General features: G+C 50.1%; 20 protein-coding genes, 1 tRNA gene and 1 other annotated feature (1 of these 22 running past the window's edge). Of the genes, 7 read left to right on the top strand and 14 right to left on the bottom strand.

Features of this window, described 5'->3' with window-relative positions; translation table 11 throughout:
- Window positions 1–106 precede the first annotated feature (106 nt).
- The 5 genes from EKM96_RS06645 to yycF all read right to left on the bottom strand — a co-directional run bounded on the left by EKM96_RS06645 (window position 107) and on the right by yycF (window position 5,828).
- Complete coding sequence (locus tag EKM96_RS06645; protein ID WP_061776129.1) at window positions 107–928, bottom strand: MBL fold metallo-hydrolase; 822 nt, start codon at window positions 926–928, stop codon at window positions 107–109.
- Window positions 929–1,039: 111 nt separating this feature from the next.
- Window positions 1,040–1,897 (bottom strand): two-component system regulatory protein YycI, encoded by an 858-nt coding sequence (locus tag EKM96_RS06640; RefSeq protein WP_125641521.1) that lies wholly within the window; start codon window positions 1,895–1,897, stop codon window positions 1,040–1,042.
- 27 nt (window positions 1,898–1,924) lie between these two features.
- Complete coding sequence (locus EKM96_RS06635; RefSeq protein ID WP_125641518.1) at window positions 1,925–3,223, bottom strand: YycH family regulatory protein; 1,299 nt, start codon at window positions 3,221–3,223, stop codon at window positions 1,925–1,927.
- Window positions 3,210–5,066, bottom strand: a complete 1,857-nt coding sequence (gene walK / locus EKM96_RS06630) for a cell wall metabolism sensor histidine kinase WalK (protein ID WP_125641515.1) — start codon at window positions 5,064–5,066, stop codon at window positions 3,210–3,212. The genes EKM96_RS06635 and walK overlap by 14 nt, the downstream gene beginning before the upstream one ends.
- 45 nt (window positions 5,067–5,111) lie before the next feature.
- Complete coding sequence (gene yycF, locus EKM96_RS06625; RefSeq protein ID WP_125641514.1) at window positions 5,112–5,828, bottom strand: response regulator YycF; 717 nt, start codon at window positions 5,826–5,828, stop codon at window positions 5,112–5,114.
- A 564-nt stretch (window positions 5,829–6,392) separates the two neighbouring features.
- Here yycF and EKM96_RS06620 point away from each other — a divergent pair.
- From EKM96_RS06620 to EKM96_RS06610, 3 genes are all read left to right on the top strand, one after another.
- Window positions 6,393–6,465, top strand: a tRNA-Lys gene (locus EKM96_RS06620).
- 223 nt (window positions 6,466–6,688) lie between these two features.
- Window positions 6,689–7,309 carry a hypothetical protein gene (locus EKM96_RS06615; RefSeq protein WP_225417658.1) on the top strand — a complete coding sequence of 207 codons (621 nt, stop codon included), beginning with the start codon at window positions 6,689–6,691 and terminating at the stop codon, window positions 7,307–7,309.
- 165 nt (window positions 7,310–7,474) lie between these two features.
- On the top strand, window positions 7,475–8,476 hold the full coding sequence (locus tag EKM96_RS06610; protein WP_125641511.1) for a matrixin family metalloprotease: 1,002 nt from the start codon (window positions 7,475–7,477) through the stop codon (window positions 8,474–8,476).
- A gap of 61 nt (window positions 8,477–8,537) precedes the next feature.
- Here the strand turns inward: EKM96_RS06610 and EKM96_RS06605 are convergent, their stop codons facing one another.
- The 4 genes from EKM96_RS06605 to EKM96_RS06590 all read right to left on the bottom strand — a co-directional run bounded on the left by EKM96_RS06605 (window position 8,538) and on the right by EKM96_RS06590 (window position 12,640).
- Window positions 8,538–8,774: a hypothetical protein gene (locus EKM96_RS06605; protein ID WP_125641508.1), complete on the bottom strand. Its 237-nt coding sequence runs from the start codon at window positions 8,772–8,774 to the stop codon at window positions 8,538–8,540.
- A 278-nt stretch (window positions 8,775–9,052) separates the two neighbouring features.
- Window positions 9,053–10,663 carry a peptide ABC transporter substrate-binding protein gene (locus EKM96_RS06600; RefSeq protein WP_125641505.1) on the bottom strand — a complete coding sequence of 537 codons (1,611 nt, stop codon included), beginning with the start codon at window positions 10,661–10,663 and terminating at the stop codon, window positions 9,053–9,055.
- A 449-nt stretch (window positions 10,664–11,112) separates the two neighbouring features.
- Window positions 11,113–11,394, bottom strand: coding sequence for a hypothetical protein (locus EKM96_RS06595; RefSeq protein ID WP_125641503.1), 282 nt, complete (start codon window positions 11,392–11,394; stop codon window positions 11,113–11,115).
- A 70-nt stretch (window positions 11,395–11,464) separates the two neighbouring features.
- A complete protein-coding gene (locus EKM96_RS06590) occupies window positions 11,465–12,640 on the bottom strand; it encodes an MDR family MFS transporter (RefSeq protein ID WP_125641501.1) in 1,176 nt (391 codons plus the stop codon).
- 134 nt (window positions 12,641–12,774) lie between these two features.
- On the opposite strand from EKM96_RS06590, the gene EKM96_RS06585 reads away from it, so the two are divergent.
- On the top strand, window positions 12,775–13,308 hold the full coding sequence (locus EKM96_RS06585) for a flavodoxin family protein (protein WP_125641498.1): 534 nt from the start codon (window positions 12,775–12,777) through the stop codon (window positions 13,306–13,308).
- Between the two features lie 664 nt (window positions 13,309–13,972).
- On the opposite strand, the gene dnaB is transcribed toward EKM96_RS06585, so the two are convergent.
- From dnaB to EKM96_RS06570, 3 genes are all read right to left on the bottom strand, one after another.
- A complete protein-coding gene (dnaB, locus tag EKM96_RS06580) occupies window positions 13,973–15,364 on the bottom strand; it encodes a replicative DNA helicase (protein WP_125641495.1) in 1,392 nt (463 codons plus the stop codon).
- Between the two features lie 121 nt (window positions 15,365–15,485).
- A complete protein-coding gene (gene rplI / locus EKM96_RS06575; RefSeq protein ID WP_125641492.1) occupies window positions 15,486–15,944 on the bottom strand; it encodes a 50S ribosomal protein L9 in 459 nt (152 codons plus the stop codon).
- Window positions 15,945–16,012: 68 nt separating this feature from the next.
- Complete coding sequence (locus tag EKM96_RS06570) at window positions 16,013–18,028, bottom strand: DHH family phosphoesterase (protein WP_125641490.1); 2,016 nt, start codon at window positions 18,026–18,028, stop codon at window positions 16,013–16,015.
- 255 nt (window positions 18,029–18,283) lie between these two features.
- On the opposite strand from EKM96_RS06570, the gene EKM96_RS06565 reads away from it, so the two are divergent.
- A complete protein-coding gene (locus EKM96_RS06565) occupies window positions 18,284–19,045 on the top strand; it encodes a MerR family transcriptional regulator (RefSeq protein WP_164510987.1) in 762 nt (253 codons plus the stop codon).
- Window positions 19,046–19,096: 51 nt separating this feature from the next.
- Here the strand turns inward: EKM96_RS06565 and EKM96_RS06560 are convergent, their stop codons facing one another.
- Window positions 19,097–19,561 carry a VOC family protein gene (locus tag EKM96_RS06560; RefSeq protein ID WP_125641484.1) on the bottom strand — a complete coding sequence of 155 codons (465 nt, stop codon included), beginning with the start codon at window positions 19,559–19,561 and terminating at the stop codon, window positions 19,097–19,099.
- 585 nt (window positions 19,562–20,146) lie between these two features.
- On the opposite strand from EKM96_RS06560, the gene EKM96_RS06555 reads away from it, so the two are divergent.
- Together EKM96_RS06555 and EKM96_RS06550 are read left to right on the top strand one after the other, a co-directional pair.
- Window positions 20,147–21,751 carry a peptide ABC transporter substrate-binding protein gene (locus EKM96_RS06555; protein WP_125641481.1) on the top strand — a complete coding sequence of 535 codons (1,605 nt, stop codon included), beginning with the start codon at window positions 20,147–20,149 and terminating at the stop codon, window positions 21,749–21,751.
- A 53-nt stretch (window positions 21,752–21,804) separates the two neighbouring features.
- Window positions 21,805–22,992 (top strand): metal-dependent hydrolase family protein, encoded by a 1,188-nt coding sequence (locus EKM96_RS06550; RefSeq protein ID WP_125641477.1) that lies wholly within the window; start codon window positions 21,805–21,807, stop codon window positions 22,990–22,992.
- A 79-nt stretch (window positions 22,993–23,071) separates the two neighbouring features.
- Here EKM96_RS06550 and EKM96_RS06545 read toward each other — a convergent pair whose 3' ends face one another.
- Window positions 23,072–23,419 (bottom strand): hypothetical protein, encoded by a 348-nt coding sequence (locus EKM96_RS06545; protein ID WP_125641475.1) that lies wholly within the window; start codon window positions 23,417–23,419, stop codon window positions 23,072–23,074.
- A 420-nt stretch (window positions 23,420–23,839) separates the two neighbouring features.
- Window positions 23,840–24,127 (top strand) — a binding site (T-box leader); it runs 2 nt beyond the window's last position.

Raw genomic sequence — 24,127 nt, 5'->3', positions numbered from 1 at the left:
GGAACAGACAAACTGCCAACCATTCTGATTAATTACCCCAATCATACCGATGGAGTGTGAATTTTGTTTGATAAATTCGTGCAAAACACCTAAAATTTACCGTTTCTTATAAAGCCACGAGGGGTGTTGCTTCTTCCGGGTTCGTATCGATCAACTGGAAATCATGACCGACGCCAAAGTCCCGGTTTTCCATCATTGAGGCCACAGTCAGGTGACAGAGCGACTGCATGTTGTTGTGCAGGCTCCGGTGCCCAAGGTAAATCTTCTTGGTTCGGTTACCCAAGACGTCCATCAGGGCATCGGCCCCTTCTTCATTGGACAAATGGCCCTTGTCACCCAGGATCCGTTGCTTCAAAGGCCAAGAATACTCGCCCATCCGCAGCATTTCCACGTCATGGTTACATTCTAAGAGGTAAGCGTCCGCGTTCGCTATGACGCCCTCAATGTGTTCTGAGACGTACCCGGTATCGGTAAGGATAACGAAGGTCTTCCCGTGGTAATGAACGGCATAGAACTGGGGTTCCGCCGCGTCATGCGACACGGAGAAGCTCTCAACGTCAATATCCCCAAAGGTTTGAACCGTGTCGGGGGCAAATAGGTGCTTCTGCGCCAAGTCAACCTTGCCAATCTTTGAGTCCATGGCATCCCAGGTCCCTTGATTGGCAAACACATTCAACTGTTCGTAGCGTCGGGCCAAAATCCCGACGGCCTGGCGATGGTCGGAATGTTCATGCGTGACCAAGAGGGCGTTGACGTCCTCCATACTGCGGTTAATATTTCCCATCAATTTTTCAATCTTTTTGCCACTCAAACCGGCATCAATCATGATCTTCTCGTTTGGGCTTTCAATGTAGCATACGTTACCCGTACTACCGCTAGATAACACGCTAATCCGCAAGTCATCTGCTGTTTCTGTCCGCAAATCCATCTGACCTCTCCTTAAATTCAATACCGTAATAATACCGCATTTTACGGCCATTGTAACGAATATTAACATCCAAATAAAAAGGACGGTTCTACCCGTCCTCGTCATCATTTATTATTCCGTCGCCGTTTCGGTCCCACTGACCGACTTCACACTGCTGTCTGACGTGAGGATCGCCCCGGTGAAGGCGTTGACGTGCTTCAACTGTAGGGCACCGGCATTACTGCCGCTATTAGACTTCACGGCAATGACCCAGGTTGGAATGTACACGCTGCTATTCTTCAAGGTGAAGTAGCGGGTGTAGGCCAACTTGGTCCACATCACCTTTGTGTTATTCGGGATCTGGTTGTACTGATACAGCCAGATGAGGGCCTTACGCTCCGAAATGGTCTCCGTCTTTTCCCGCAAGGTTGAGACATTGTTCAAGAACCCTTGCTTGTAGCCGGTTACCGAGCCATCGTTGGTCAGGCTGAAGCGAATCTCACCGTGACGCGAGTAAATCTGGCCATCCGCCACGCGTTGGGTATAAACCACCGTATTTTGGCTAGACAGCTGGCGATTGTAGAGGTACTGACTCCCATTAAGAATCAGCGACCCGTTGTTAACCACCGTGTCCAGCGTCTTGTCGGGATGCTTAACATCCACGTTGCTAATCGCGGTCTTGAAGGTCGCCGAGATGGTCCCATCGGATTCGTAACGAACCGTTTGGTCACTCAGAGACGTCAAGCTGGTCTTTAAGCTGCTGTCATCACTGGTCGAAATGTAGTAACCATTGCCGCTAGCCTTCGAGGGTGACTTGAAGCTAATGTCATCGGCCTTCATTTCCTTGATAATAGTCGTATCGCTATCAGAGGAACGGCTGGAGGTCGTATCGGTCTGGCCCGTTGTGTCGCGCTGAAAGGCAACGAACAGGAAAATATCAATGACAATGAACGCAACTAAAAATAACCATTCAATGCGGCGAAAATCCATGGCCGGACCGCCCTCCTTTATTCCGCGTTATTGTTGCTGTAGCAACTGCGTGTAGGTCTTCCAGGCACCATTGTAGTAAACATACCAGGTTGGTGTTAGGTTAACGACTTTATCCGATGAGGCCGAGGCCTTCCATTGGTAACCCAATTGGAGACTCGCCATCTGCTTTTTACTATAACCGGCCGCTACCAGCTGGTCAATGACCCGTTGGGTGCTAGGCAACGAGACCGACTTACGGTCCGTTGGCACAGGCACTTGCAAGCTATAGAGTGAGAAATTATACCGCCGAACCCCTTGCGAGAGCATTTGGATTCGAGCCGCGCCATAGTTACTCTGATTGAAGATTGGGAACCCTTCAACGAAACTTCGGTAGGTGACCGTGGACTTCCCATTGTCATAACCGTAGTAGCGCAGGTTTTCCATTGGAATCCCGATGGACTTCACGGCCTTATAGCTAGTCGACAGTGCCTGGCTAAAGTTTAACGAGGCCTGCAGGGCACTGTAATCCTCATACAAAGCGGTCCCACTCTTCGTGTAAATGGCCAGCTGACGGGAAGCACCATCGCTGTAGATGGTACTATCCTTAGTCTTCTTGGCCGAAACGTTGGTGGATTCCCCCTTATTCAGGAGTCGGGTCGTGAAGTAATCGGTCGACTGTTGGTTGACCAAATAACTATAGGACTGAACGGTCACGTTATTGGAAACGTAAGCCATTGCGGACTTGTTCAGCCAGCCCATCTTGACGTTAACCCGCAACAGATTCTCCTTCAGGATTTTCTTCAGCGCCGCCACATGGGCTTTCTTGACCTGAACCCGATAAACATCCTTGCCGGTATCGTCCAATAAATAGAGATGCTCTTGGTCATTCAATGACACCACAATCCGCGAGAACTCAACATTCTTACGACTCAGCTTGGTGCCAAACACGGTATTAAACATATTAATATTGATTGGTGCGGCATACGACAATAGCAGGCTATTTTTCTGTTGCAAGTATTGGGTATAGTCTGCCCGGTCCTTCACCCGCACCTTGGTTACTCGACCCAGCTGCCACTTGGACAACGCCTGGCGAATTTCCGTGGTCAAGTTGACCTTCCGGTTGTTCAACAGCTCCTGTTTCCCATCATCCGCGGTATAAATCACCTGGGTGGGTAGGTAAACATCCTTGGCGGGCCGGGCATTCAACTCATTGGTTGGCGTATTCGAGCTTCGCTGACGGTTCCGTTCATACTGCGTTGGATTCGTCCAAATAATCGCGGACAGAACCACACTGACACCAACCGCAACCGTCAAACCAAGGGGAAGAAGGATTTTAGTTATTTTCATCCCAAATATCCTCCTCATCATATGGTTTGTAAGGCAAAGCAATATAGAAGGTTGACCCACGGCCTTCGCGACTATCAACCCAGATTCGGCCGCCCAACATTTGGACAACCTCACGAGAAATCGCTAAGCCTAAGCCAGTCCCACCTTGAGCCCGTGAACGGGCCTTATCAACCCGGTAGAACCGATCAAAAATCCGTGGAATATCTGCTCGAGGAATCCCCAGACCTTGGTCAGAAACGCTAAGAATCACGTTGTTATGGGTCTCAAGTAGGCGACAGGTCACAACCCCACCGTCTGGTGAGTACTTGATGGCGTTATTCATCAAGTTATCCAACACCTGCGTGAACCGATCGGTATCAATTTCAACCCACAGGTCACGCTTGGTGAAGTCGCGCTTGATGGTATAGGTCTTTTCAGGCCGGTCATCTTGTTTCAGCATCATATCGAACCGGTCCAACACGTAGTTGAACAGTTCGTTTAGGTTAACCATTTCTAGTTCCAGCTTCTGTGTCCCGGAATCCATCCGTGACAAGGTTAACAGGTCATTAATCATCCGGATCATCCGGTCAGTTTCTTCCTGGGTGACCTTCAAGAAACGTGGAGCAACCTCGGGATCCTTCCAGGCCCCTTCGGACAGGGACTCGATGTAGGCCCGAACACTGGTCAATGGCGTCCGCAATTCATGAGAAACGTTGGAAACGAATTGCCGCCGGTCCTGATCAATCTTTTGTTGTTCAGTAACATCGTGCAGGACACAGACCAACCCTGAAATGAAGCCGGACTCCCGTTGAATCAGGGAGAAGTAGGCTTGCAAGATCAAATCGTGTTCCTTCGTCGAGAAGTCCAGCACCAGATTATCTGGGGCCTCCAGCAGTTCACGCAGCGTATAGTCATCACGAATCTCTAAGAGATCCAGGATGGACTTTCCAACCGCCTCATCCTGATCGGTATCCAGGAAGCTACTAGCCGTTTCGTTGATAATGGTCAGATTACCCCGCCGGTCAGTCGCTAAAACCCCGTCGGTCATGTGGGCCATCACTGAATCCAGACGACGCCGTTCGGACTCGGTGGATTCTTGAGCCTCTTCAACCCGGACTGACAGGTTATTAACGGCACTCGCTAACTGCCCCAGCTCATCGTTCCCGTACACATGAACGTGGCCAGAGTAGTCCCCACGGGCAATCCGCAGCGTTTGCTTCTTCATTTCATCAATTGGTCGGGTAATTGCCCGGGAAATAATAATCGCCATAACCAACCCTAAAATAATCGCGACCAGGGTGGCCGAGACATAGATTAGCGTAATCTGATTAATATTCTGATAAACGGAGTCTAAACTAGACCGCATGTAAATAACCCCGACTAATTCGCTGTTGTTGCCCTGGGTGCGAATCAGCCGCGTAATGGTGGTATAGTACCGGCTATTGTTCTGTGAATTATAGGTCGTGCGGACCACATCACGATTATTGTAGATAGCATTTTTAATGTTATTATCCGTGGTTTTTTGCCCAACGATCCCTTGGTTGTCGGCTTCATTGGTTCCCCGGATAGTTCCCTTGTTGTCGATGATGCGAATCTGCGCATTGTTTGTATTGTTAATCTCTGAAAGCGTCGATTTAATCTGCTTATCGGCGGTCGTCGTCTTCGTAGAAGACAGCTCGGTTGAGAAACGATTGACGATATAGGTTTGCACCGTTTGTTGCGCCTTGAAGGTGTTGAGGTTTTGGCGTTCTAGTTGCCGCACAAAGACCGCGCCGACAATCTCCAATGTCAATAATAGGAGGAGCGCGAACACCAGCGCGATTTTAAAATGAATCGACTGGAAGAATTTAATTTTACTATTCACGAGGTCACAGGCTCCTCAATGCGAGATTTAGCGTTACCGCTAGCTTTAGGCTTGGTCAGAGTCTGGGTTACGTAAGTAGTACCCGACCCCACGCCGCGTTACCAACCAAGTTGGGTGGCTTGGACTATCTTCAATCTTTTCCCGTAGGCGCCGAACCGTCACGTCGACAGTCCGGACATCACCAAAGTAGTCATAGCCCCAAACGGTTTGTAACAGATGTTCACGTGTCATAACTTGGCCAATGTGTTGGGCCAGGTAATGAAGCAATTCAAACTCACGGTGCGTCAACTCAATGTTGGCCCCGCGCTTAGAGACTGAGTAAGCCTCTGGATGAATGGTTAAGTCACCAATTTCAATGTCTTGATTCTCTGGTTCTTCAGGTTGGGCATGGGCTGCGGTATTTTGCCGCCGTAGGTTAGCCTTGACCCGGGCAACTAATTCACGATTAGAGAACGGCTTGGTAACATAGTCGTCAGCCCCAAGCTCCAGGCCCAACACCTTATCCAATTCGGAATCCTTGGCTGTGACCATGATGATTGGCATGTCATGCTTCTTACGAATCTCACGGGCAACTTCCAGCCCATCAACCTTAGGGAGCATCAAGTCTAGGATAACTAAATCGGGGGCATCTTCTTCAACCTGTTGGATGGCGGCTTCACCGTCATAGGCCACGTTAATCTCGTAACCCTCTTTTTCCAAATTAAACTTCATAATATCCGTGATCGGCTTTTCATCATCAACAACCAGAATTTTTTTAGGCATAATAAAAATTTCCTCCTTAAGGAAAGACACAGGCTAATCCGGTAATTGCAGGATTACCGGCAGACCGGCCGCTGGATGTCACAGTACCATCGACAGCGGGGTCACTAACAGTTAAATTCATTTGATTTCATCGTTTAAAGTCAAGAATTAAGGGACCGGCGTTCTTATCGGTCCATGTTTTTTAAAAAGTGGCGTTGAACGTTGCGAGATAGTTCCGCAAACGAGCAAACAACGCTACCTGAATTATAACACATCATGACCTATCTTTCAGGGCGGTCCGCTTGGGCGCTTAAGGTTCAGTTAACGATCTATTTCCCGGGAAATATTTGACGCCTAATAGACATTTTGTTCACTTTTGTATTTAACGTTTGCTCGCTCAAAAATAAATTTATGACGCGTCACGGCCGTTTTCTTAATTTCATCGGCCTTTTCAGGCCCTATTTTTCAAAAATATCAATTTTTTTGAATAAAAAACAACTTTTTTTCAAAAAAGGGTTGCGCACCCCAAATCTGCATGATATGATAGTTCTCGTTGATATGGAAGACATACGACATAACCGATATGGGCAGTTAGCTCAGCTGGCAGAGCAACGGACTCTTAATCCGTGGGTCCAGGGTTCGATCCCCTGACTGCCCATCACTTACTAATCAGCTTTCACGAAGCTAACTTCGTGGTTGCTGATTTTTTTGTATATCTAAAGAATAAATATCCGTCGAGCTAATATCTATTCACGGTCCGCCAATTCGTGTCGCCGACAACCGTCATCGATAGCCAAACCCGCAACGGAAACTTGCAGAGGTGACGTGTTATGGAAACAAAGCAACGGAAGAATCACATGTCGTACCGGGTCGTGGCCCTCATCATCGGGCTTTTGTTAAATGCTTTTGGAAACGCTCTCAGTGTTGCCGCCAACGCTGGTAGTGGGATTTGGACGGCTGCGGCGGTTAACATCGCGTACTGGATTCACGGCAACGTTGGGATCATCCTCCTCATCGTTGGGGTGCTCAGTGCCCTCTTGAATCAACTCCTCATCCGCAAGGTTGATATCCCCCGGTTTATAGGGGAAGTCGCCTTCATCTCGTGTTTTAGCTACTTCATCGATCTATTCGTCGGCATCTTCACCAAGTGGGGCATCCCCGCCTTGCCGCTCGGTTGGCGCATGGCCCTCAGCGTACTCGGGGTAACCATCTTCGCCTGCTCCATCTCCATCTATCAACGGGCGAACCTGATCATGCATCCCAACGATGATACCTCAAACATCCTGCGATTCATGTATCTCGGTGGTCGGGCCACGGCTTCTCAACTCGTGGACTTCATCCCACCAATCATCATGATTGCCGTCTGTTACGCCGCCACCCGCCAAATCTATTCGGTTAACGTGGGGACGCTATACTCCATCCTCTTCAACGGCATCATCATCGCGGCCTCGGACAAACACATCATGCCCCACCTGTATCATAACTTCCGGGCCTCACATTAACGACCAGCAGCAAGCCATCAACCACCCCGGTTGATGGCTTTTTTGCTGTCCATCTGGACAATAACTGCCAAGAAGACTAATCTAAATTTAATACGTGGATTGGACTATTTTATCAACAAGTCATTTATCGACTGGTCCATCCCCAATCAGAGAGGACCGGTTTCGATGAAGAAGACCATTACCCTATTTACCTGCTGTCTCGTGCTCCTCAGCGGCGTTTCTGCCGGTGCGGCAACCAAGAGCCCCACCCCAGTCAACAAGTACCGCTACGCCAAGAAAAAGGCATCCTACTACACCAAGTCCACGAGTAAGTACTACCGGACCATTTGGAACGATTCGCGGAAGGCCTGGAACAAGTCAAAGGTCTTCAAATGGTCGACAACCAAGAATAAAAAGTCCCGGTCATACGCGACGACCGTCAGTCGGACCACCGGTGTCTGGACCAACGCCACCGGGATGGCTTACAACGGCAAGGGTTTTGACAGCAAGGGCAATCAGACCGGCGCGGGCATGTACCTGAACCGCGCTATCCTGAAGAAGTACCAGTACAACAAGAAGCAACGGACGAACGTCGCCATTCACGAGATGGGTCATGCGTTGGGGCTGAGTCACAACAACGCCGGGTCAGTCAGCGTTATGAACCCGGCCAACCGGCGCTACGCCCTGCGTAACTGTGACATCAAGGGCGCCAAGAAGGTCTACAGCACCCCCGCCGCCACGCGGGCAACGCTGGCCTCCGCCGCCAAACCAACCCTCACCGTCGACCACATCCACGACTACTCGAACAATATTTACGGCGTGGAAAAGATCAAGCAGGACGCGGGCACCATTGTTGAGGGCACCATCACCAAGAGTGTGGCCCACCATACCGCCCCCCAGAATTACTACACCACCCAGACCATCAAGGTTAGCGAGCACTTCAAGGGCGCCAAAAACCAGACGCTCACCTTTACGCAAGGTGGCACGACTGAGATGGCCGTGGCCGACAGCGAGGTCCTACATCCCGGCGAGGACGTTGTCGTCATGCTGGCCAAGAATCCCAATGGCCAATACTACGTCATTAATGATGGTCAAGGCATGTTCATCGATACCCACACCTCCAATGGTAACGAGCTCTTTGAACACGTCTCAGATCACGGCATCTATACAGAAGGCATGTTGCACTAACCAAAAAAACGACCGACCAGGACATCCCTGATCGGTCGCTTTACTATGTATTGGCTATTATTTACCGTGAGCGCCAGAGGCGAAACGCCGCTACCAGGTCGATTAACGCGAATAGCGCAATGAACCCGCCGACACTCTCAAAGAATAATAGGCCGTAACTCCGCCAGAATAACTGGCCCTGCGTGATGAAATCGATCGCCCCTTTAACAAAGAACACGGGGACTAAGAAAAACAGATAAATCCCTAACAAATCAACTGTTTGACTCACTTGGTCTCTAAAAATTTTACGAAAGCTCATCACACACCCCTCCGTCTCCGATGCCATCACTACCCTAACGCCTTGCCCACCGTCAATTCCCCAATTAACGGTCCTCAGAATCAGTCGCAACGTCAGTTATGGGTTCCCTAAGTTCCCCATGCTGTCATGGTACCATGGGGTCCCCTAAAAGACTACGCCCCTGGACTAGTTTTTCGAGAAAACTAACAATAATCATTCTTTTTCCGGGTTAAAAGGTTTGATAGAACAACAAAACGACCGGTTTGCCGCCAAGGCAACCGGTCGTTATTTATTTAACCTTATTTCCAATAAGCGTACTTGTATTGCGCGTCGCTCATCATCGTGTATTTCAACCCACCAACAGACTTAGAGACTAAGTGTGCCTTGGCTTGTTGATATAGTGGCACGAGGCCGGCCTGCTTCGTCACGTAGGTGTCGGCTTCCTTCAGCAGGTCCCACCGTTGTTGCGTGGTGTACTTGGAGGTATCGTCAATCTGCTTCATCAGGTTGCTGAAGTGGGCGTTATCCCACTTGGTAAAGTTCACAGAGCTCTTGCCGTCGGCCATTTGTAAGAAGTCCGATGGGTCCCGCCAGTCGGTCGTCCAACCATCGAGGTCGATGTCGTAGTTACCGGAAGCCCCCTTGGCAATCTGTTGGGCCAGTGGCATGGACTTGATGGTAATGGTCAGGCCTGGCATGTACTTTTGTGCCTGTTGTTGGAGGTATTGGGCCACGTGCTTCTGTTCGTCGGTATCGGCCGTCAGGAGTTCCAAATTGGCCTTCTTGATGCCCAATTCCTTCTTGGCTTGGTTCCAAAGGGTCGTGGCCTTCTTAGGATTGTAGCTCAGGAGGTTCCCAACGTCCTTAGAGAAGTCTTTGCCGGTCGTTGGATCATTACCATCCCCGTAAGGAATGAGACTCTTAGCGGCCGATGAGCCGTCCTGTAGGACGTTCTTGGTCAGGGCCTGCCGGTTAACCACGTAAGAGAAGGCTTGCCGGACCTTGGTGTTATGGGTCACGGTCTTCTTGTCGTTAAATTCCAGGAACCGCATGGAACTGCCCAAGGTTTTCTTTAATTCGGGGTTGTCGGCGTTTTGCTTGATGTATTGACCGGAGAGGACGGTCTCTTGAACCTTACCGGACTTGAACAGGCTGGAAGAGGTCCCCGGGTCTTTCACGACTTGGACGTTAACCTTCTTAATCTTAACGTTCTTAGCGTTCCAGTATTTGTCGTTCTTCACGTAGGACCAGTTGTCGGATGACCCGCTCCAGCCCACCAGCTTGTAGGCCCCTTCGGACATGGTCTTGTCGGCGGAGGTCCCGTACTTGCTCCCGTACTTTTCAAATAAATCGGTCTTCATCGGATAAGCGGCCGTGGCCAAGATGTCGCCCAACCAAGGTTGGGGCTTCGACAAGGTTATCTGTAACGTCGACTTATTCAGAGCCTTTACGCCCAAGGCTGAGACGGGCTGCTTGCCGGCTTGAACATCATCATAGTTCTTCACAAACTTCAGCTTGTTAGCCACCTGCGACTTAGACTTAGGATTAACCTGCCAGTCAAAGGAGGTCACGAAGTCTTGGGCCGTGACGGGATCGCCATTTTGCCATTTGGCATTCTTCTTAATCTTGAAGGTGTAGACGGTGCCGTTCTTAGTTGGCTTAACCACTTTGGTCGCCACCCCGGCGGCCACCTTACCATTTTTATCCAAGGTATACAGCCCCTCGGCCGTCTGGGAAATCATGCTGGAACTGTTGCTATCGCCGGAGATGGCCGGATTGGCCGTGGCCGGGTTCCCCACGATCGTCACGTTCAAATCCTTGTCCGCATTACTCTTGGCTGTGGTGGACCCACAACCGGCCAACGCGGCAACGGCTAATAACCCAAATCCTAATCCGATAAATTTTTTCATTTTATAATCCCCTTTATTCTTCTCAATTAAAAAGTCACCCGTCCTCGTCAATCATCTCTGATCGACAAGGGCGAGTGACTCGCGGTACCACCTTGTTTTTTACTTAGGAGTCGGCCATGGCTGACTCACGTGAGGTAATGGTCACGGACCAGTGGCGGCTACTCGTTTCACCGTCACGACGCTCAGATGCGCCCCACTCTCCGTTAGATTCGGCTTCCATCGTCCCGAACTCGCTGGCCTAACAATTGAAAATGGCTCTTCTGTGCTTTGTCGTAATTATTGATTATAAACTTATCATCATTCATTTTAGATGTCAACCGTATTATAAACATTCGTTTTTATGTATATAATGCTGAATTTAGATTAAAAAAACGGCTAACCCGCGTCGCCGTAGGTTAGCCGCTATGAATATTCTGATAAATAGCCGTGTAAAATTGCTCAAAACTTTTTTATTTATTCACGCCATGCCACTGTTTTGGATGCTGCGTGTTTGAAACAGTGGTCGTCTGGCGACTGACAGTCTTCCCCGCCTGGCTAGTCGTCTTCTGCGTCTTCATTTGTACGTGGCCCTTGTGCGTCCCATCGGACAGCTGCACGGCCGTCTGACCGGACGTCGGCTGGACCACCGAGTCGGTCACCGTTGGCCGCTGGTGAATGGGTTGGATAAAGAAGAGTCCCCCCGCCACCAGGCCAATCAGCAGACCGCCGATTCCCCTAGTTGTTTTTTTCATGTGCTTCCCCTGATTTCCCTAAAAACTTGATAACTCCTGTGTGTCATTATACACCAAAATTTATGATTGCCTATTCATACTTCTCGATATGGGGCTTGTTGCCCATCACGGTAATCACCGTCATCGCTAGCATGAAGAGGATGGCCACCGCCGCGACGATGAAAAGCAGTGTATAGGAAGAATGATCGATGATGATCCCCCCAATAAGTGGGCCAAACGCCCGACCGAACGCCCCCCAGGCATTGGCCAACCCTTGATACTTCCCCTTCACAACCTCCGGCGTCAGCGTGTTCACGATCGACGGAATCGCTGGAAATGCCGTTGCTTCACCCAAGGTTAGGATGGTCATGGCCAGGACAAAGTGCAGGTAATCCTTGGCAAAAATCAACGTGACAAACGACATGGCCACGAAGAAAAAACCGGCATAAACCAAGACGTATTCATTCTTAAAGTAGTGGGCCAACCAGTTGAGACAAGCCTGAAAGACCACAATTAGCCCGGCATTTAACGTCCATAGTAGGCTGTATTCCTTCATGGGAATCCCCATCCCGGTCATGTAGACGGCCAGGTTAGAAACCCATTGTTCATACATAATCCAGATGACCACCAATGATGCGAAGAATATAAACATAATTCGCAGATTGGGCGCCGCAATGTGAACGTGTTCCTTGGTCTTCTCCGCGGGCTGACGCTGCATCACGGCCGGTGCCCGATAGTAGGCGATGACAATGACGAAGAAGATGACGAACAGGCTAAAGGCTAAGCCGAACAGCAAGGTCACGCTGATGCTATAGACAAAACCCACCATGGCAGTCCCTAAGACCACCCCGAGGTTCTGGGCAAAATAAAGCATGTTAAATATGTATCGACCATCACGACTATGAATCGTCGTCCCTAATGAATTGACCATCGTCAAGGTCCACCCCGAGGCAAACCCCAGGAGAACCAGGGCAATTGGAAATTGTGGCCAGCCATGATTAATCATCAGACCAGCCAATGTAACCAGGGAGATGGTGACCCCGCCTAACGTCAGATAGTAGGGATTCGTCCGGTCAAACAACCGGCCACCCAACATACTGCCAACCACGTTTGCCAAGGAGTACATCAGGAGGATCACCCCAACCCTGGTCAATGACGCGCCCAGCCGATCATGCATGTAGATCGTGGTCAGCGGCCAAATAAAACTCATACCAATACTACTGAATAGCGCGCCAAGCAGCAACCAGCGCAGCTTAATCTCTTTCATAGACCCTCCTCCTAATGGTGTTTATTCCTCATTCTAGCACGGACCTCCCCCGTTTCACCAGCCCTCTTCAGGAATCGCTTCAATTGCTTTAAACCAACATTTTGCCTAAACTGGGCCCAAGGAGGAAGACGACAATGACGACCCTATTCATCAATGGCAGTCCCCGAAAGCATGGCAACACCGCCACCCTTGGCACTCGCCTCTTACGCGATCTCGACCACACCACCATTCATCTCACCGACTACCGGCTAAACTTCGAACAAGATCAACGCGAAACTAACCGACCTCAGGTTGATCGAAGCGACGACTTCGAGTCACTCATGGCGCTGGTGCGGGCCAATGATACCTTAGTCTTAGGCACTCCCGTTTACTGGTATGGCATGACCGGTCAGCTGAAGGTTTTCATGGATCGCTGGTTCGATAGCTATACGGCCAACTTTCCCTTTGCCAACAAGCGCATCTACCTATTAGTCGTTGGCGCCGATCAGCCCGAAACGAAGGCTACCGGCATCACCCAGTCCGTTCGTGACTCTTGTGAATGGCTCCAAATGGACTTCCGTGGTACGGTCACCGTCACAGCGGACGCCGCCGATGACGTGGCTAACCTGTCGCAGCTACCGGCTACTTTCGCCCGTATCCGCAACGAGATTGGTCGTCAATTAGAATAATGTTTCATGTGAAACATTCAAAAACAAAACCACCACCAGACTGGAATGCCGGTCTGACGGTGGTTTTTCGATCTGTGATTTATTTTGTGGTGCTGATTCTGGGAATTTGACCACGCTTAGCTTCGATGGTTTAACTAGCCAAACCGGTTAAGGACGACTCTCGGTTTTCACTTTACCATCCCCGTCATTTGGGGCCGCCGAAACGCGTTTCCAAGAGCAGCCGGTTCCGCTTAACCCCATTAAGAAATAATCCAAGCCCAGGATTTTTTCTTAATGACGTTAATGCTCACCCGCTAAACGCTCTTTGAAACGCTCTGCACAAAAAAACCACCGCTCGGGGAAAGCGATGGTCATCGGAGTAGGGGTAACGTCATTTATAAGAATGACGTTAACTATTTTTTCATTATTCCAGGGGAGGAGGAGTACATGAAAAAAGATTGTTAATCTTTGGTAGAAGCTACCTTTATCGGTGAACTTCTATAATTCATATAGTAATCGGAAAATATGACGAAAGTGTGAACTTTTTGACACCACCATATGAATTTTACGAATACGTACTATTAATCCCATCATTTCAAGCAAAACTCATCGGTTGCGGCCCCACATTATCCAAATAAAAAACGACTTATGGGCTAATTTCGCCAATAAGTCGATTCCATTTTCATTATTTGTCTGGCACGTAGGCCACGGAAGAGAACTTGTTATAGGATTTAACAAATAACAACTTCACTGTTCCCCGCGGACCCGACCGGTTCTTTTCAATAATGACTTCAACTTCCCCGACGTCCTGATCATCATTATCACGGGGATCGCTGTCGCCACCACCGTCGTCACCTTCGCCATCCCGTTCGTAGTAGTCATCCCGGTATAGGAAGGAAACGATGTCGGCATCTTGTTCGATTGACCCGGATTCACGGATATCGGACAACACCGGCCGCTTATCTTGCCGTTGCTCGACGCCACGAGAGAGTTGTGACAGCGCGATGACCGGCACGTGCAGTTCCTTCGCGAGCTTCTTCAATTGCCGCGAAATATCGGAAACTTCTTGTTGCCGACTTTCATGATTGGTCCCTTCGATCAGTTGCAGGTAATCAATCACGATCAGGCCCAAATTGCCGCGTTCCTTGGCTAGCCGCCGACACTTGGCCCGAATCTCGGTAATCTTGTTACCGGCCGTGTCGTCGATGTAGATACTGGCCTTGGCCAGGCTACCCATGGCCACAATCAAGTTTTGCCACTCGTCTTCGGACAACTGTCCGGTCCGCAAATGATTGGCGTCGATGGACCCTTCCGCACACAGCATCCGGTTAACCAACGACTCCGCACTCATTTCCAAACTGAAGATGGCCACCGTCTTGTCGGTCTTGGTCCCGACATTCTGCGCAATGTTTAGGGCAAAGGCCGTCTTCCCGACGGCGGGACGGGCGGCCAGAATCATGAGTTCATCGTCATGAAGCCCGGTCGTCATCTTATCTAGTTCCGCATACCCGGTCGAGAGACCAGTGATGACGTCCCCCTGCTCGGACAGCTTATTGATCTCTTCAAAGGACGTATTCAGGACATCCCGAATGGGTTTAAATCCCGATTGATTCCGGGTCTCGGCCACACTCATGATGTCTCGTTCGGCATTGTCTAACAGGTCTGAAACGTCCTCATCCTGTTGATAACCCTGCGTCGCGATGTTCGTTGCGGTTTGAATCAACCGCCGTAGGATCGCCTTTTCTTGGACAATTTTAGCATAGTAGGTCGCGTTGGCCGCCGTTGGCACGGCACCCGCCAACTCGGCAATATAGGTCACGCCACCAACGTCGTCCAGTTCGTTCTTCGCCGTTAAGCGATCGGTGATCGTCACCACATCAATGGCTTCATCCCGGTCGTTGAGGTCAATCATGGCCTGGTAAATAATCTGGTGTTCCCGCCGATAAAAGTCCGCCGGTTCCAGATATTCCAACGCATCCACCAAAGCATCGGTACTCAAAAAGATCGCCCCGAGGACCGCCTTTTCGGCATCGAGGTTCTGTGGTGGTGTGTGGTCTGTTAATACATTGTTATCCATGCTGACTATTTACCCCTTCACTAGACCGTGCGTTTTTGTTAGACCTCATCTTACCATGTAACGCGGGTTCTCGTAAAATAAAAAAGGCCGCCGGGAATCGACGACCCTCATCTATCAAATACTAGTGTTGCTTTTCGGCAACGTGAACCCGAATCTTGGCGGTCACGTCGGTGTGAAGCTTGACCGGCACATTGGTAAAACCAAGTGAACGGATTGGTTCTGGCAGTTCTACCTTGCGCTTATCAATCTTCAAATCAAATTGCTTAGCCAAGGCTTGAACAATTTGCTTACTTGGGATTGACCCGAATAATCGGCCATCTTCCCCCGCCTTAGCGACCAATTCAACGACCGTCTTGTCGTCTTCCAATCGAGCTTGTAAGGCCTTAGCCTCAGCCAAATCTTCAGCTTCGCGCCGGTCTTCAGCCTTCTTTTCAGCTGACAATTGGCTCATAGCAGCCGCGTTGGCTTCCTTGGCCAGGCCCCGCTTGATTAAAAAGTTTTGCGCGTAGCCATCAGGAACATTCTTGATTTCGCCGCGCTTACCCTTACCACGGACGTCTTTCGTAAAAATAACTTTCACGTTGGTCACTCCTCATCTTATTGCATCTATTATTTATGTTACCCCTCAAATTAACGAGAAGCAATTAACTACGTCGTGGCCTCTTCCGGCTGCGGCGTATGATTCAAAATGTCAATCAGCTGTTGCTTAACCTCGGCAACCGTCTTATCGGGAATCTGGGTAGCGGCATTGGACAGGTGTCCCCCGCCTCCCATGGCTTCCATGGTCAACTGAACGTTAATGACCCCGAGCGACCGCGCGGAAATGCCCACTCGACCATCGGCCCGCCGCGTCACAACGAAGGACGCATCGACACCCGACATGTTTAACAAGTCATCGGCCGCCTGAGCCGCCGTGACGGGATCATAGGTCTGATCCTCTTCCCCTGTGATCAGGGCCATGTCTTCATTAACGAACTCAACCATTTCGATCAAATGATTACGTTGGAGGTAATTATCAACATTTTCTTTCATATACTGTTGTAGTTCAATGGCATCGGCCCCAGCAGACCGTAAGTAACTGGCCGCATCAAACGTCCGCGTCCCGGTTCGCAACGAGAAGTGTTTGGTATCGACGAAGATCCCGGTCAGCATCGCCGTTGCTTCCAACTTATTTATGGGTTCAGCCTCTTGTGATTGATACTCAAACATTTCGGTAATCAACTCACAAGTTGAACTGGCGTAAGGCTCGATGTAAACCAACAAGGGGTTCTCAGGGAACTCTTCGCCCCGCCGGTGATGGTCGATGATCATGACCCGGTTCTCTAGGCGGTGATACAGGTCGGCCGAAATGGAGATCGAAGGTTTCGAATGGTCAACCATCAGCAACATACTCTGATCATTGGCCTTCTCCAAGGCTTCCTTAGGCGAAATGATCGCGGCCTCGATGTCCGGATAGTCTTTCAGATTATCCAACAGCCGTTGAACATCCGAATGGACGGTTTCCTTGTCGAGGACAATCCAACAGGTCTTGTTGTTCATCTTGGCAATCCGCCGAATCCCTAAACAAGCCCCCAAGGAGTCCATGTCCGGTTGCGAATGCCCCTGAACAAAGACCTGATCGGACTCGTTCATTAACTCTTGCAGGGCTTGGGAAATCATCCGCGCCCGCACTCGAGTCCGTTTCTCCATTGGGTTGGTCTTCCCACCATAGTAGCGGGCCTCTTGATCGGCGGCCTTAACGACCACTTGGTCACCCCCCCGACCGAGGGCCAAGTCCAAGTTACTTTGCGCCTGATCAGCCAACTTGTTCAAGTTGGCATCGCCATAGGCAATCCCCATACTCAAGGTTAAGGGGAAGTTTTGCTTAGACGTACTCTCCCGGATGGTATCCAAAATCTTGAATTTATCCGTTTCGATGGCCGTCAGCGACTTGGCGTAGGCCAAGATAAAGTAATGGTCATCATCCAATTGTTTAAGGTACATATCAAACTGTTGGACCCAGGCCGACAATTCATTGGTCACATAGTTACGCAAATTCGAAATGTCTTGGTCGGTCATTGATTGCGTGACTTCATCATAGTTATCCAAGAAGACTTGGCCAATCGCAATCTTTTCATCATCGTATTGTTCCTGAATCAACTCATAGTGCGTGATGTCATATAGGTAAAGGGTGTGGAAGTCCGGTTGAATATACAGTGTAAAGCGGTAATCCCGCCATTTCACCGTGGTCATCGTCTTCGGTTCCACATCAGCCACCAGCTTAGCCAACTCGGGATCGACTTCCTCTAGTTCACGGTTCAAGATATCCGTATCACCAAAGAAGTCCTGTAGGTAAGGGTTTACCCACTCGATTTGGTCGCTGTCCCCCAGAATCATAACACCCGGTGGCATCCGAATTAGGGCTTCTTGCTCCCCCTGCTGAATTCGAAACGACAAGTCAGAAATATACTGTGTCGTATCGGAACCGATTTCCGCCATGGTATTGAAGGTTACTAACGTCGCAACCCCAATCAAGACCAGAATCACAATCCCGAAAATCCAATTAAGCAGGAACGAAAGCACAATCCCTAAGATCGCTAGAACCGCCGTCATAATGGCGATGCCCCTCAAGCGCCGGTTCTGTAAAAACTCGGGCACATTAGCTCGCGAAAATAATTTATTCATGCTTGCTCCTCATCTGATTCATCTGGAAAAGTTCGTTCTAACCGATTTAATAATCGGACTGATTATCCGCCGATTAAAATGTTACAAATGATAGGTTTATTTTATCACATTCACTGCCAATCACAAACTTTTACCGAGCCGCAGGCCGGAATGACGGGCTTGCGGCAACTTTATTGTTCGCAGTCTTCAGGCCTTGACCTTGACGCCACGACAACCCTTATAGTAGGTTTAACAGCAAGATTGGAGGTGGCCACGATGGCCTATAGCATTCAGCAACTCGCGGACCTGGCCGGCATCAGCTCGCGAACCTTACGCTACTATGATCAAATTGGCCTGTTAGTCGCCGACCGCAACCCGGCTAATGGCTACCGTGAATATACTTCTGACGCCGTGAATCGGCTTCAGCTCATCCGCTACTTTCAGGCCTTTGGCTTTAGCCTACAAGCCATTCAGGCCTTATTGGCCCAATCTCCCGCGGACCAACGGCAGGCGCTGGCCGACCAACGTGCACAACTCGCTGCCAAGCGCGACCACCTCACCACCTTGCTGAATACCCTGGACCGCACCCTGGCGGCCCAACGAGGAGGACCCCAAATGACCGATTCCGAAAAATTTGCCGCCTTTAAACGCGACCAGATCACGACTAACGACCGTGAGTATGGCGATGAGTCCCGCCAACGTTACGGCGCGACCACCTTTTCAGCCAGCCAACAACGCTACGCCAGCCTAACTGAATCAGATTACCAAGCCATGCAAGCGACCGAGCAACGACTCTTTACGCAGTTGAAACAGGTCGCAACCACCGGTAATCTGGACAGCCCAGCGGCTAAGGCCGCTTACCAGGCCCACCGTGACTGGTTATGTTTCACGTGGAACAACTGCTCACTGGCGGCCCATCGTGGTCTCGCCCAACTCTACCGGGATGACGACCGCTTCGCCGCCTACTATACCGACCGCGTGGGCTTACCCAATGCCGCCAAAACGCTGGTTGCCATCATCAATCACTATACGCAATAGACCGAATTACCCCCCTAAGGCTGTCCTTAGGGGGGTAATTTTTATTAATCACTATTTAGTTGGATCTTTGATCTGGCTCCAGGGAATCATGTGAAGCATCCAGGAGATCCCGTATTTATCGGTGAAATGCCCCATCTTGCCACCCCAGAATTGCGTTTCAAATGGCATGTCGATGGTGACCTCACCACTAGCCGCCAGCTTATCGTAAAAGGCCTCGGCGGCGCTCACACTGGACGCATCGTCGCCATCGATATCCAGAATGATATCAACCTGGTTTGACGGCTTAACGGGCCCGCGAAAACTATCGGCACACTGAAAGCTCATGCCCAGCACGGTGAAGCCACCATGAATGGTCATCGACTCGAGATCGGCTCCTTCTGGTAAGTGGAATTGCTTGGCCTGTTCCGGCTGTGGGCTGAACCGATAGACGTCGGTCGCACCGAAGACCCGTTGATAGTAGGCCAGCGCCTCTTTAGCATTCGTAAAAGCAAAGCTGGGAATAATCCGGGATTGCATAAATAACCATCTCCTCGATTTGGATAATCTCAGTATAACCGGACCCTTTACAGAATGGTAGTGAATGGTCTCAATCGTTGTCGCTAATAAGCTCTTTGACCCCCCTAGATCCAAAAAAATAAAAATTTTCCCTACATACTCTGTAACGGGTCAGTTTGAACCACCTGCACCAAACTTTTCTTTGACTTTCAGAAAATCCATGCTAAACTAGCAATCATTAACAAACGATTAGAAAATTAAAAAGTGATGACGAAGACTAGTATCGTCGCTGGTCATTGTTAGCGAGCCCGGTTAAGTGCAAGCGGGTCAAGGCTAGCGACGCGAACTCCCTTCTGAACTGTCAGCTGAAGTCATAGTAAGCCCGACCGGTAGCAACCGTTATCAATGCAGTGAATCGCGACCAATGGCCCCCTCTGCCAGGACCTAGCCTGGCCGATCTCGCCTCTAGGAGTGTCGCCGTTCATGTTCAAAGTTAAAAGTTAAGGTGGTACCGTGCATACGCGCCCTTACGGAGAAGTGTATTCCGTAGGGGCGCTTTTTGTTTATCACAGTTATTCTAATCGTTTGCCCTAGGAGGTTATGCTTATGCATCGTTCAATCGTTATGATTCCCATTGCATTTATTATCGCCGTCACCCTTAGTGCCTGTGGCAATGCCGCAGGTAATACCAATAAAAATCGAGCACTCAATGTCACATTAGCCGACCAACCCGCCACCACCGACCCCAACAAGGCCACCGATACCAATAGTGGTAGCCTGATCTATCAAACGATGGAAGGCCTCTACAAGTATGACAAGCACAACAAGATCGTTGCCGGGGTGGCCACCAAGGTGGTTAAGCCTACGAATCATGGCAAGACCTACACTTTTACCCTCAAGAAAAATGCCAAATGGGCCAATGGTCAGCGCGTCACGGCCCAAGACTTTGTCACCTCAATGCAACGGATGGTGAACCCCAAGACCAAGGCCCAATATGCCAGCGTCCTTTCAGCATTTAAGAACTACGATGCCATTCAAAAAAGTCAGATGGCGCCATCCAAACTGGGGGTCAAGGCCTTAAGTAAGACGAAACTCCAATTTCAATTAACGACGGCCGTGCCTTACTTTAACGACCTGGTTGCCATTGAATACTACCCATTGAACACCGCCGCCGTTAAGAAATATGGGGCCAAATACGGCACTAACGCCACCAAAACCATGGCCAACGGCGCTTACAAGTTGGTCGGTTGGACCGGCAGCAATAACTCTTGGCACTACGTCAAAAATCCCCACTACTGGAACGCCAAACATGTGAAAATTAATCGCGTTAATGTCGCCGTCACCAAGGATTCCAACACCGCCGCCAACCTGTTCAAGGCCGGCAAGGTGCAAGAAACCACGGTCACCGGCCAATATATCCGGGCCAATGCCAACAGCAAGGATATGCAGACCCACCTGCTGGGCCGGATGCAATTACTCTACTTCAACCACAAGAAATCGGCCAGCGACTCCGAAAACCTGCGTCAGGCCGTTTCCTATGTGATTAATCGGAAAACCATTACGAAGGATGTCCTTCAAGACGGCTCTAAGCCGGCGATGAGCGCCATTCCTCGCGGCGACCAGGCCAACCCCCAGACCGGCCAAGACATGGCCAGCGAGGTCGGTAACCTGTTGCCAACCGATGTGAAAAAGGCCAAGCAGTACTGGGCCAAGTACCTGAAGGAAAAGGGCAAGTCCAAGGTTACCCTGAATATTTTAACCGATGATTCCGACGAGGATAAGCACGTTGGTACCTACATGCAAGCCGTCATGGAGAAAAATTTCAAGGGCCTGACCGTTAATCTGACCTCACTCCCCCACGCCCAACACGTTGCTCGCGACTTCTCTGGTAACTTCGAAATCAACCTGATTGGTTGGTCGACCAACTGGTTCGATTCTGCCGATTACTTGGGATTAGCAACTAAGTCTAATTCCGTCAACTTCACTCATTGGAACGATACTAAGTACAACCAGCTCTACACTGAGGCCAACGCCAAGACCGGCCTGGATCGCTACAATGGTTTGATGACCGCCGACAAATACCTGATGAAGATTAAAGGTTACGTCCCCGTTTACCAACCTTCCGAGGCCAAGTTGATCAGTCACCAAGTGGGTGGCCTGCACTACTCCCTGTTGAAGGAAGCGCAATACCAATACGCCTACTGGAAATAAGTCCGGTTACGAATAGCCGCTATCCTTATCGTCTTGTATAGGAGGAATTGTCTATGACTCAAACAACTTTTAAAAATTTCACGCTTTTTGATGGCGCCACGGATCAGAACCAGCCTAATGCCTGGTTCGTCGTTGATGATGCGACTGGTAAAATGGTCGATCGCGGGCAAGGGACACCGCCCGCAGCCGATCAGGTCGTCGATTTCGGCGGCCAATATGTCATGCCGGGCTTCTTCAATGTTCACACCCACATTACCAGTGACCCCGCCAGTGCATCCGGTAACCTCGGTCGCTCAGAAACCGTGGCGACCGTCATGGCCGTCCGAAATCTTCAAACGCTCCTCCGATCTGGCGTCACCTACATTCGTCAGTGTGGGACCGACTTCGATGTTGATATCAAGCTCAAGCAGCTCCAACGCGCCGGTCAACTCGCTCACACCCCGCACATGATGACCTCTGGCCGTGCCTTTTCAATGACCGGTGGTCATGGAGACATGCCGGGATTTGCCTACCTCGTCGATTCGCCCGATGAGATGCGCAAACACATTCGTCAGGCCTTTAAAGCCGGTGCCGAGAGTATCAAGGTCATGGCAACCGGCGGCGTCATGACGCCGAACGACTTCATGGAAGATCCCCAACTTTCCGTGGCGGAAATGAGGACCGCCGTCGAGGAGGCTCACCATAAGCGGCACGTGGTCGCCGCCCATGCGGAAGGCAATCCGGGCATTCAAAATGCCCTCGATGCCGGCGTCGATACGATTGAACATGGCTTCTACACCAATGCGGCAGAGGCAAAACAGATGATCCGGCAGGGCACCTACATCACCCCCACCCTGGTCGCCGAAGCCGCCGTAGCGATTCAAGGTCAGGGCGTGCTCCCCGATTGGGAGGTTAAAAAGGCCGCCGATGCCCTCGACGACACGTTTGAAAACCTCACGAAGGCCTTTACGGCTGGGGTTAAATTCACCTGTGGTACCGACGCTGGCACCCCATTCAACGGCTTCGAGCGCACGCCAGATGAGTTTGGCTACATGACCAAGCTGGGGATGACCCCCGCGCAAGCCTACCAATGTTCCAGTATCAATTCCGCCAAAATGATGGGGGTGGATGCGGAATATGGCACACTCGAGATTGGCAAATTTGCCGATTTCCAGGTACTCGCCGCTGATCCACTAGCGGATACGGCCGCCGTTACACAGACCGATAAACAGGTCTTCATGGGTGGTCACCGAGAATTTTAATGACTCTGGAAAAATTAAAACCAGTATCCACCTACTCAAAATTAGGCTGATACTGGTTTTTCATTTAATATAACCCGGGTTAAGCCTCCGGAACAACATGATAAGCGCGATAGCGACCATGGCTACGGCGTACGGCAAATTCACGAACGGTAAAGCTACCATCGCCCGAAATATATCCCGGTTGAATCTCGTAATGGCGGAATTTTCGCCGACTGATGCCGTGTCGGCCCACAATCAAGTACGGCATCTCGGCCTTAATCGCCTTGGGCTGTGTCCGCATGGCTACGATGGGATGACCATCAAACACCATTTTACGCCGCACGGCACCCACCGGGTCCGTGGTTCCTAACGTGGTGATTGTCCACGCTAGGACCAACAATCCCGCAGCCAGACCGCCGCACCACCAAATTTGTCGTTGCCGTTTCATCTCTTTCACCCCTTGGTATTCCTTTCCTTAAGCATACTGAACGGCGATTTAAAAATCAATATTAGCTGTATATTGTTAATAATTATTCATTTGTGATCATAACCCAGTCGTTACCCATAGACAGACCTAACGTTTTTTAAAGCACGCTGCATTGTCGGCAAACAGTTCTCGTCGACTCACGGGATAAGGTCGCGGCACCGGTCCATCAAAACACCACCCGAAAAAATAGTACTTATTTTCAGCGTTTTTGATCCCTTGTAGAAAAACCAACGAAACCCAGCGCTGCCAAGGCCTCGTTTCTCATTTGGTCCTCATAATTTCGATTTTATTCCATTCACCATGGCCATTAATTTCAGAAAAATCGTTGACAAACTTAATTTCGGTGCTAAACTAGCAATTATTAACAATTGATTAGAAAATTAAAAAGTGATGATGAAGTCCAGTAGTGGTGGACGAACTTGTTAGCGAGCCCGGTCAAGTGCAAGCGGGTCAAGGTCCCTACCACGAACATCCCTTCGGAGCTGTTAGCTGAAATCCAAGTAAGTTTATACCGGAAGCATCCGTTATCAATGCAGTGAATCGCGGGAGTGGTCATTTCCCAAATGTTCCTAGCTTTTGGGGCTTGTCCTCTAGGAGCCCGCCGTTCATAGATGAGGCTACTTTTTGAGTAGCAAAAACTAAGGTGGTACCGTGCGAACAGCACCCTTA

Origin of the sequence: Levilactobacillus tangyuanensis, assembly GCF_003946545.1 — a bacterium.
Taxonomy (GTDB): domain Bacteria; phylum Bacillota; class Bacilli; order Lactobacillales; family Lactobacillaceae; genus Levilactobacillus; species Levilactobacillus tangyuanensis.
The sequence above is the reverse complement of the archived record's forward strand: the minus strand, read 5'-3'. Positions and strand labels throughout refer to the sequence as shown.

Bases quoted from the DNA above. Each gene is read 5' to 3' on its own strand.
- EKM96_RS06645 (WP_061776129.1), bottom strand. From the start codon at position 928: ATGGATTTGCGGACAGAAACAGCAGATGACTTGCGGATTAGCGTGTTA.
- EKM96_RS06640 (WP_125641521.1), bottom strand. From the start codon at position 1,897: ATGGATTTTCGCCGCATTGAATGGTTATTTTTAGTTGCGTTCATTGTC.
- EKM96_RS06635 (WP_125641518.1), bottom strand. From the start codon at position 3,223: ATGAAAATAACTAAAATCCTTCTTCCCCTTGGTTTGACGGTTGCGGTT.
- yycF (WP_125641514.1), bottom strand. From the start codon at position 5,828: ATGCCTAAAAAAATTCTGGTTGTTGATGATGAAAAGCCGATCACGGAT.
- EKM96_RS06610 (WP_125641511.1), top strand. From the start codon at position 7,475: ATGAAGAAGACCATTACCCTATTTACCTGCTGTCTCGTGCTCCTCAGC.
- EKM96_RS06605 (WP_125641508.1), bottom strand. From the start codon at position 8,774: ATGAGCTTTCGTAAAATTTTTAGAGACCAAGTGAGTCAAACAGTTGAT.
- EKM96_RS06600 (WP_125641505.1), bottom strand. From the start codon at position 10,663: ATGAAAAAATTTATCGGATTAGGATTTGGGTTATTAGCCGTTGCCGCG.
- EKM96_RS06595 (WP_125641503.1), bottom strand. From the start codon at position 11,394: ATGAAAAAAACAACTAGGGGAATCGGCGGTCTGCTGATTGGCCTGGTG.
- EKM96_RS06590 (WP_125641501.1), bottom strand. From the start codon at position 12,640: ATGAAAGAGATTAAGCTGCGCTGGTTGCTGCTTGGCGCGCTATTCAGT.
- EKM96_RS06585 (WP_125641498.1), top strand. From the start codon at position 12,775: ATGACGACCCTATTCATCAATGGCAGTCCCCGAAAGCATGGCAACACC.
- dnaB (WP_125641495.1), bottom strand. From the start codon at position 15,364: ATGGATAACAATGTATTAACAGACCACACACCACCACAGAACCTCGAT.
- EKM96_RS06570 (WP_125641490.1), bottom strand. From the start codon at position 18,028: ATGAATAAATTATTTTCGCGAGCTAATGTGCCCGAGTTTTTACAGAAC.
- EKM96_RS06565 (WP_164510987.1), top strand. From the start codon at position 18,284: ATGGCCTATAGCATTCAGCAACTCGCGGACCTGGCCGGCATCAGCTCG.
- EKM96_RS06560 (WP_125641484.1), bottom strand. From the start codon at position 19,561: ATGCAATCCCGGATTATTCCCAGCTTTGCTTTTACGAATGCTAAAGAG.
- EKM96_RS06555 (WP_125641481.1), top strand. From the start codon at position 20,147: ATGCATCGTTCAATCGTTATGATTCCCATTGCATTTATTATCGCCGTC.
- EKM96_RS06550 (WP_125641477.1), top strand. From the start codon at position 21,805: ATGACTCAAACAACTTTTAAAAATTTCACGCTTTTTGATGGCGCCACG.
- EKM96_RS06545 (WP_125641475.1), bottom strand. From the start codon at position 23,419: ATGAAACGGCAACGACAAATTTGGTGGTGCGGCGGTCTGGCTGCGGGA.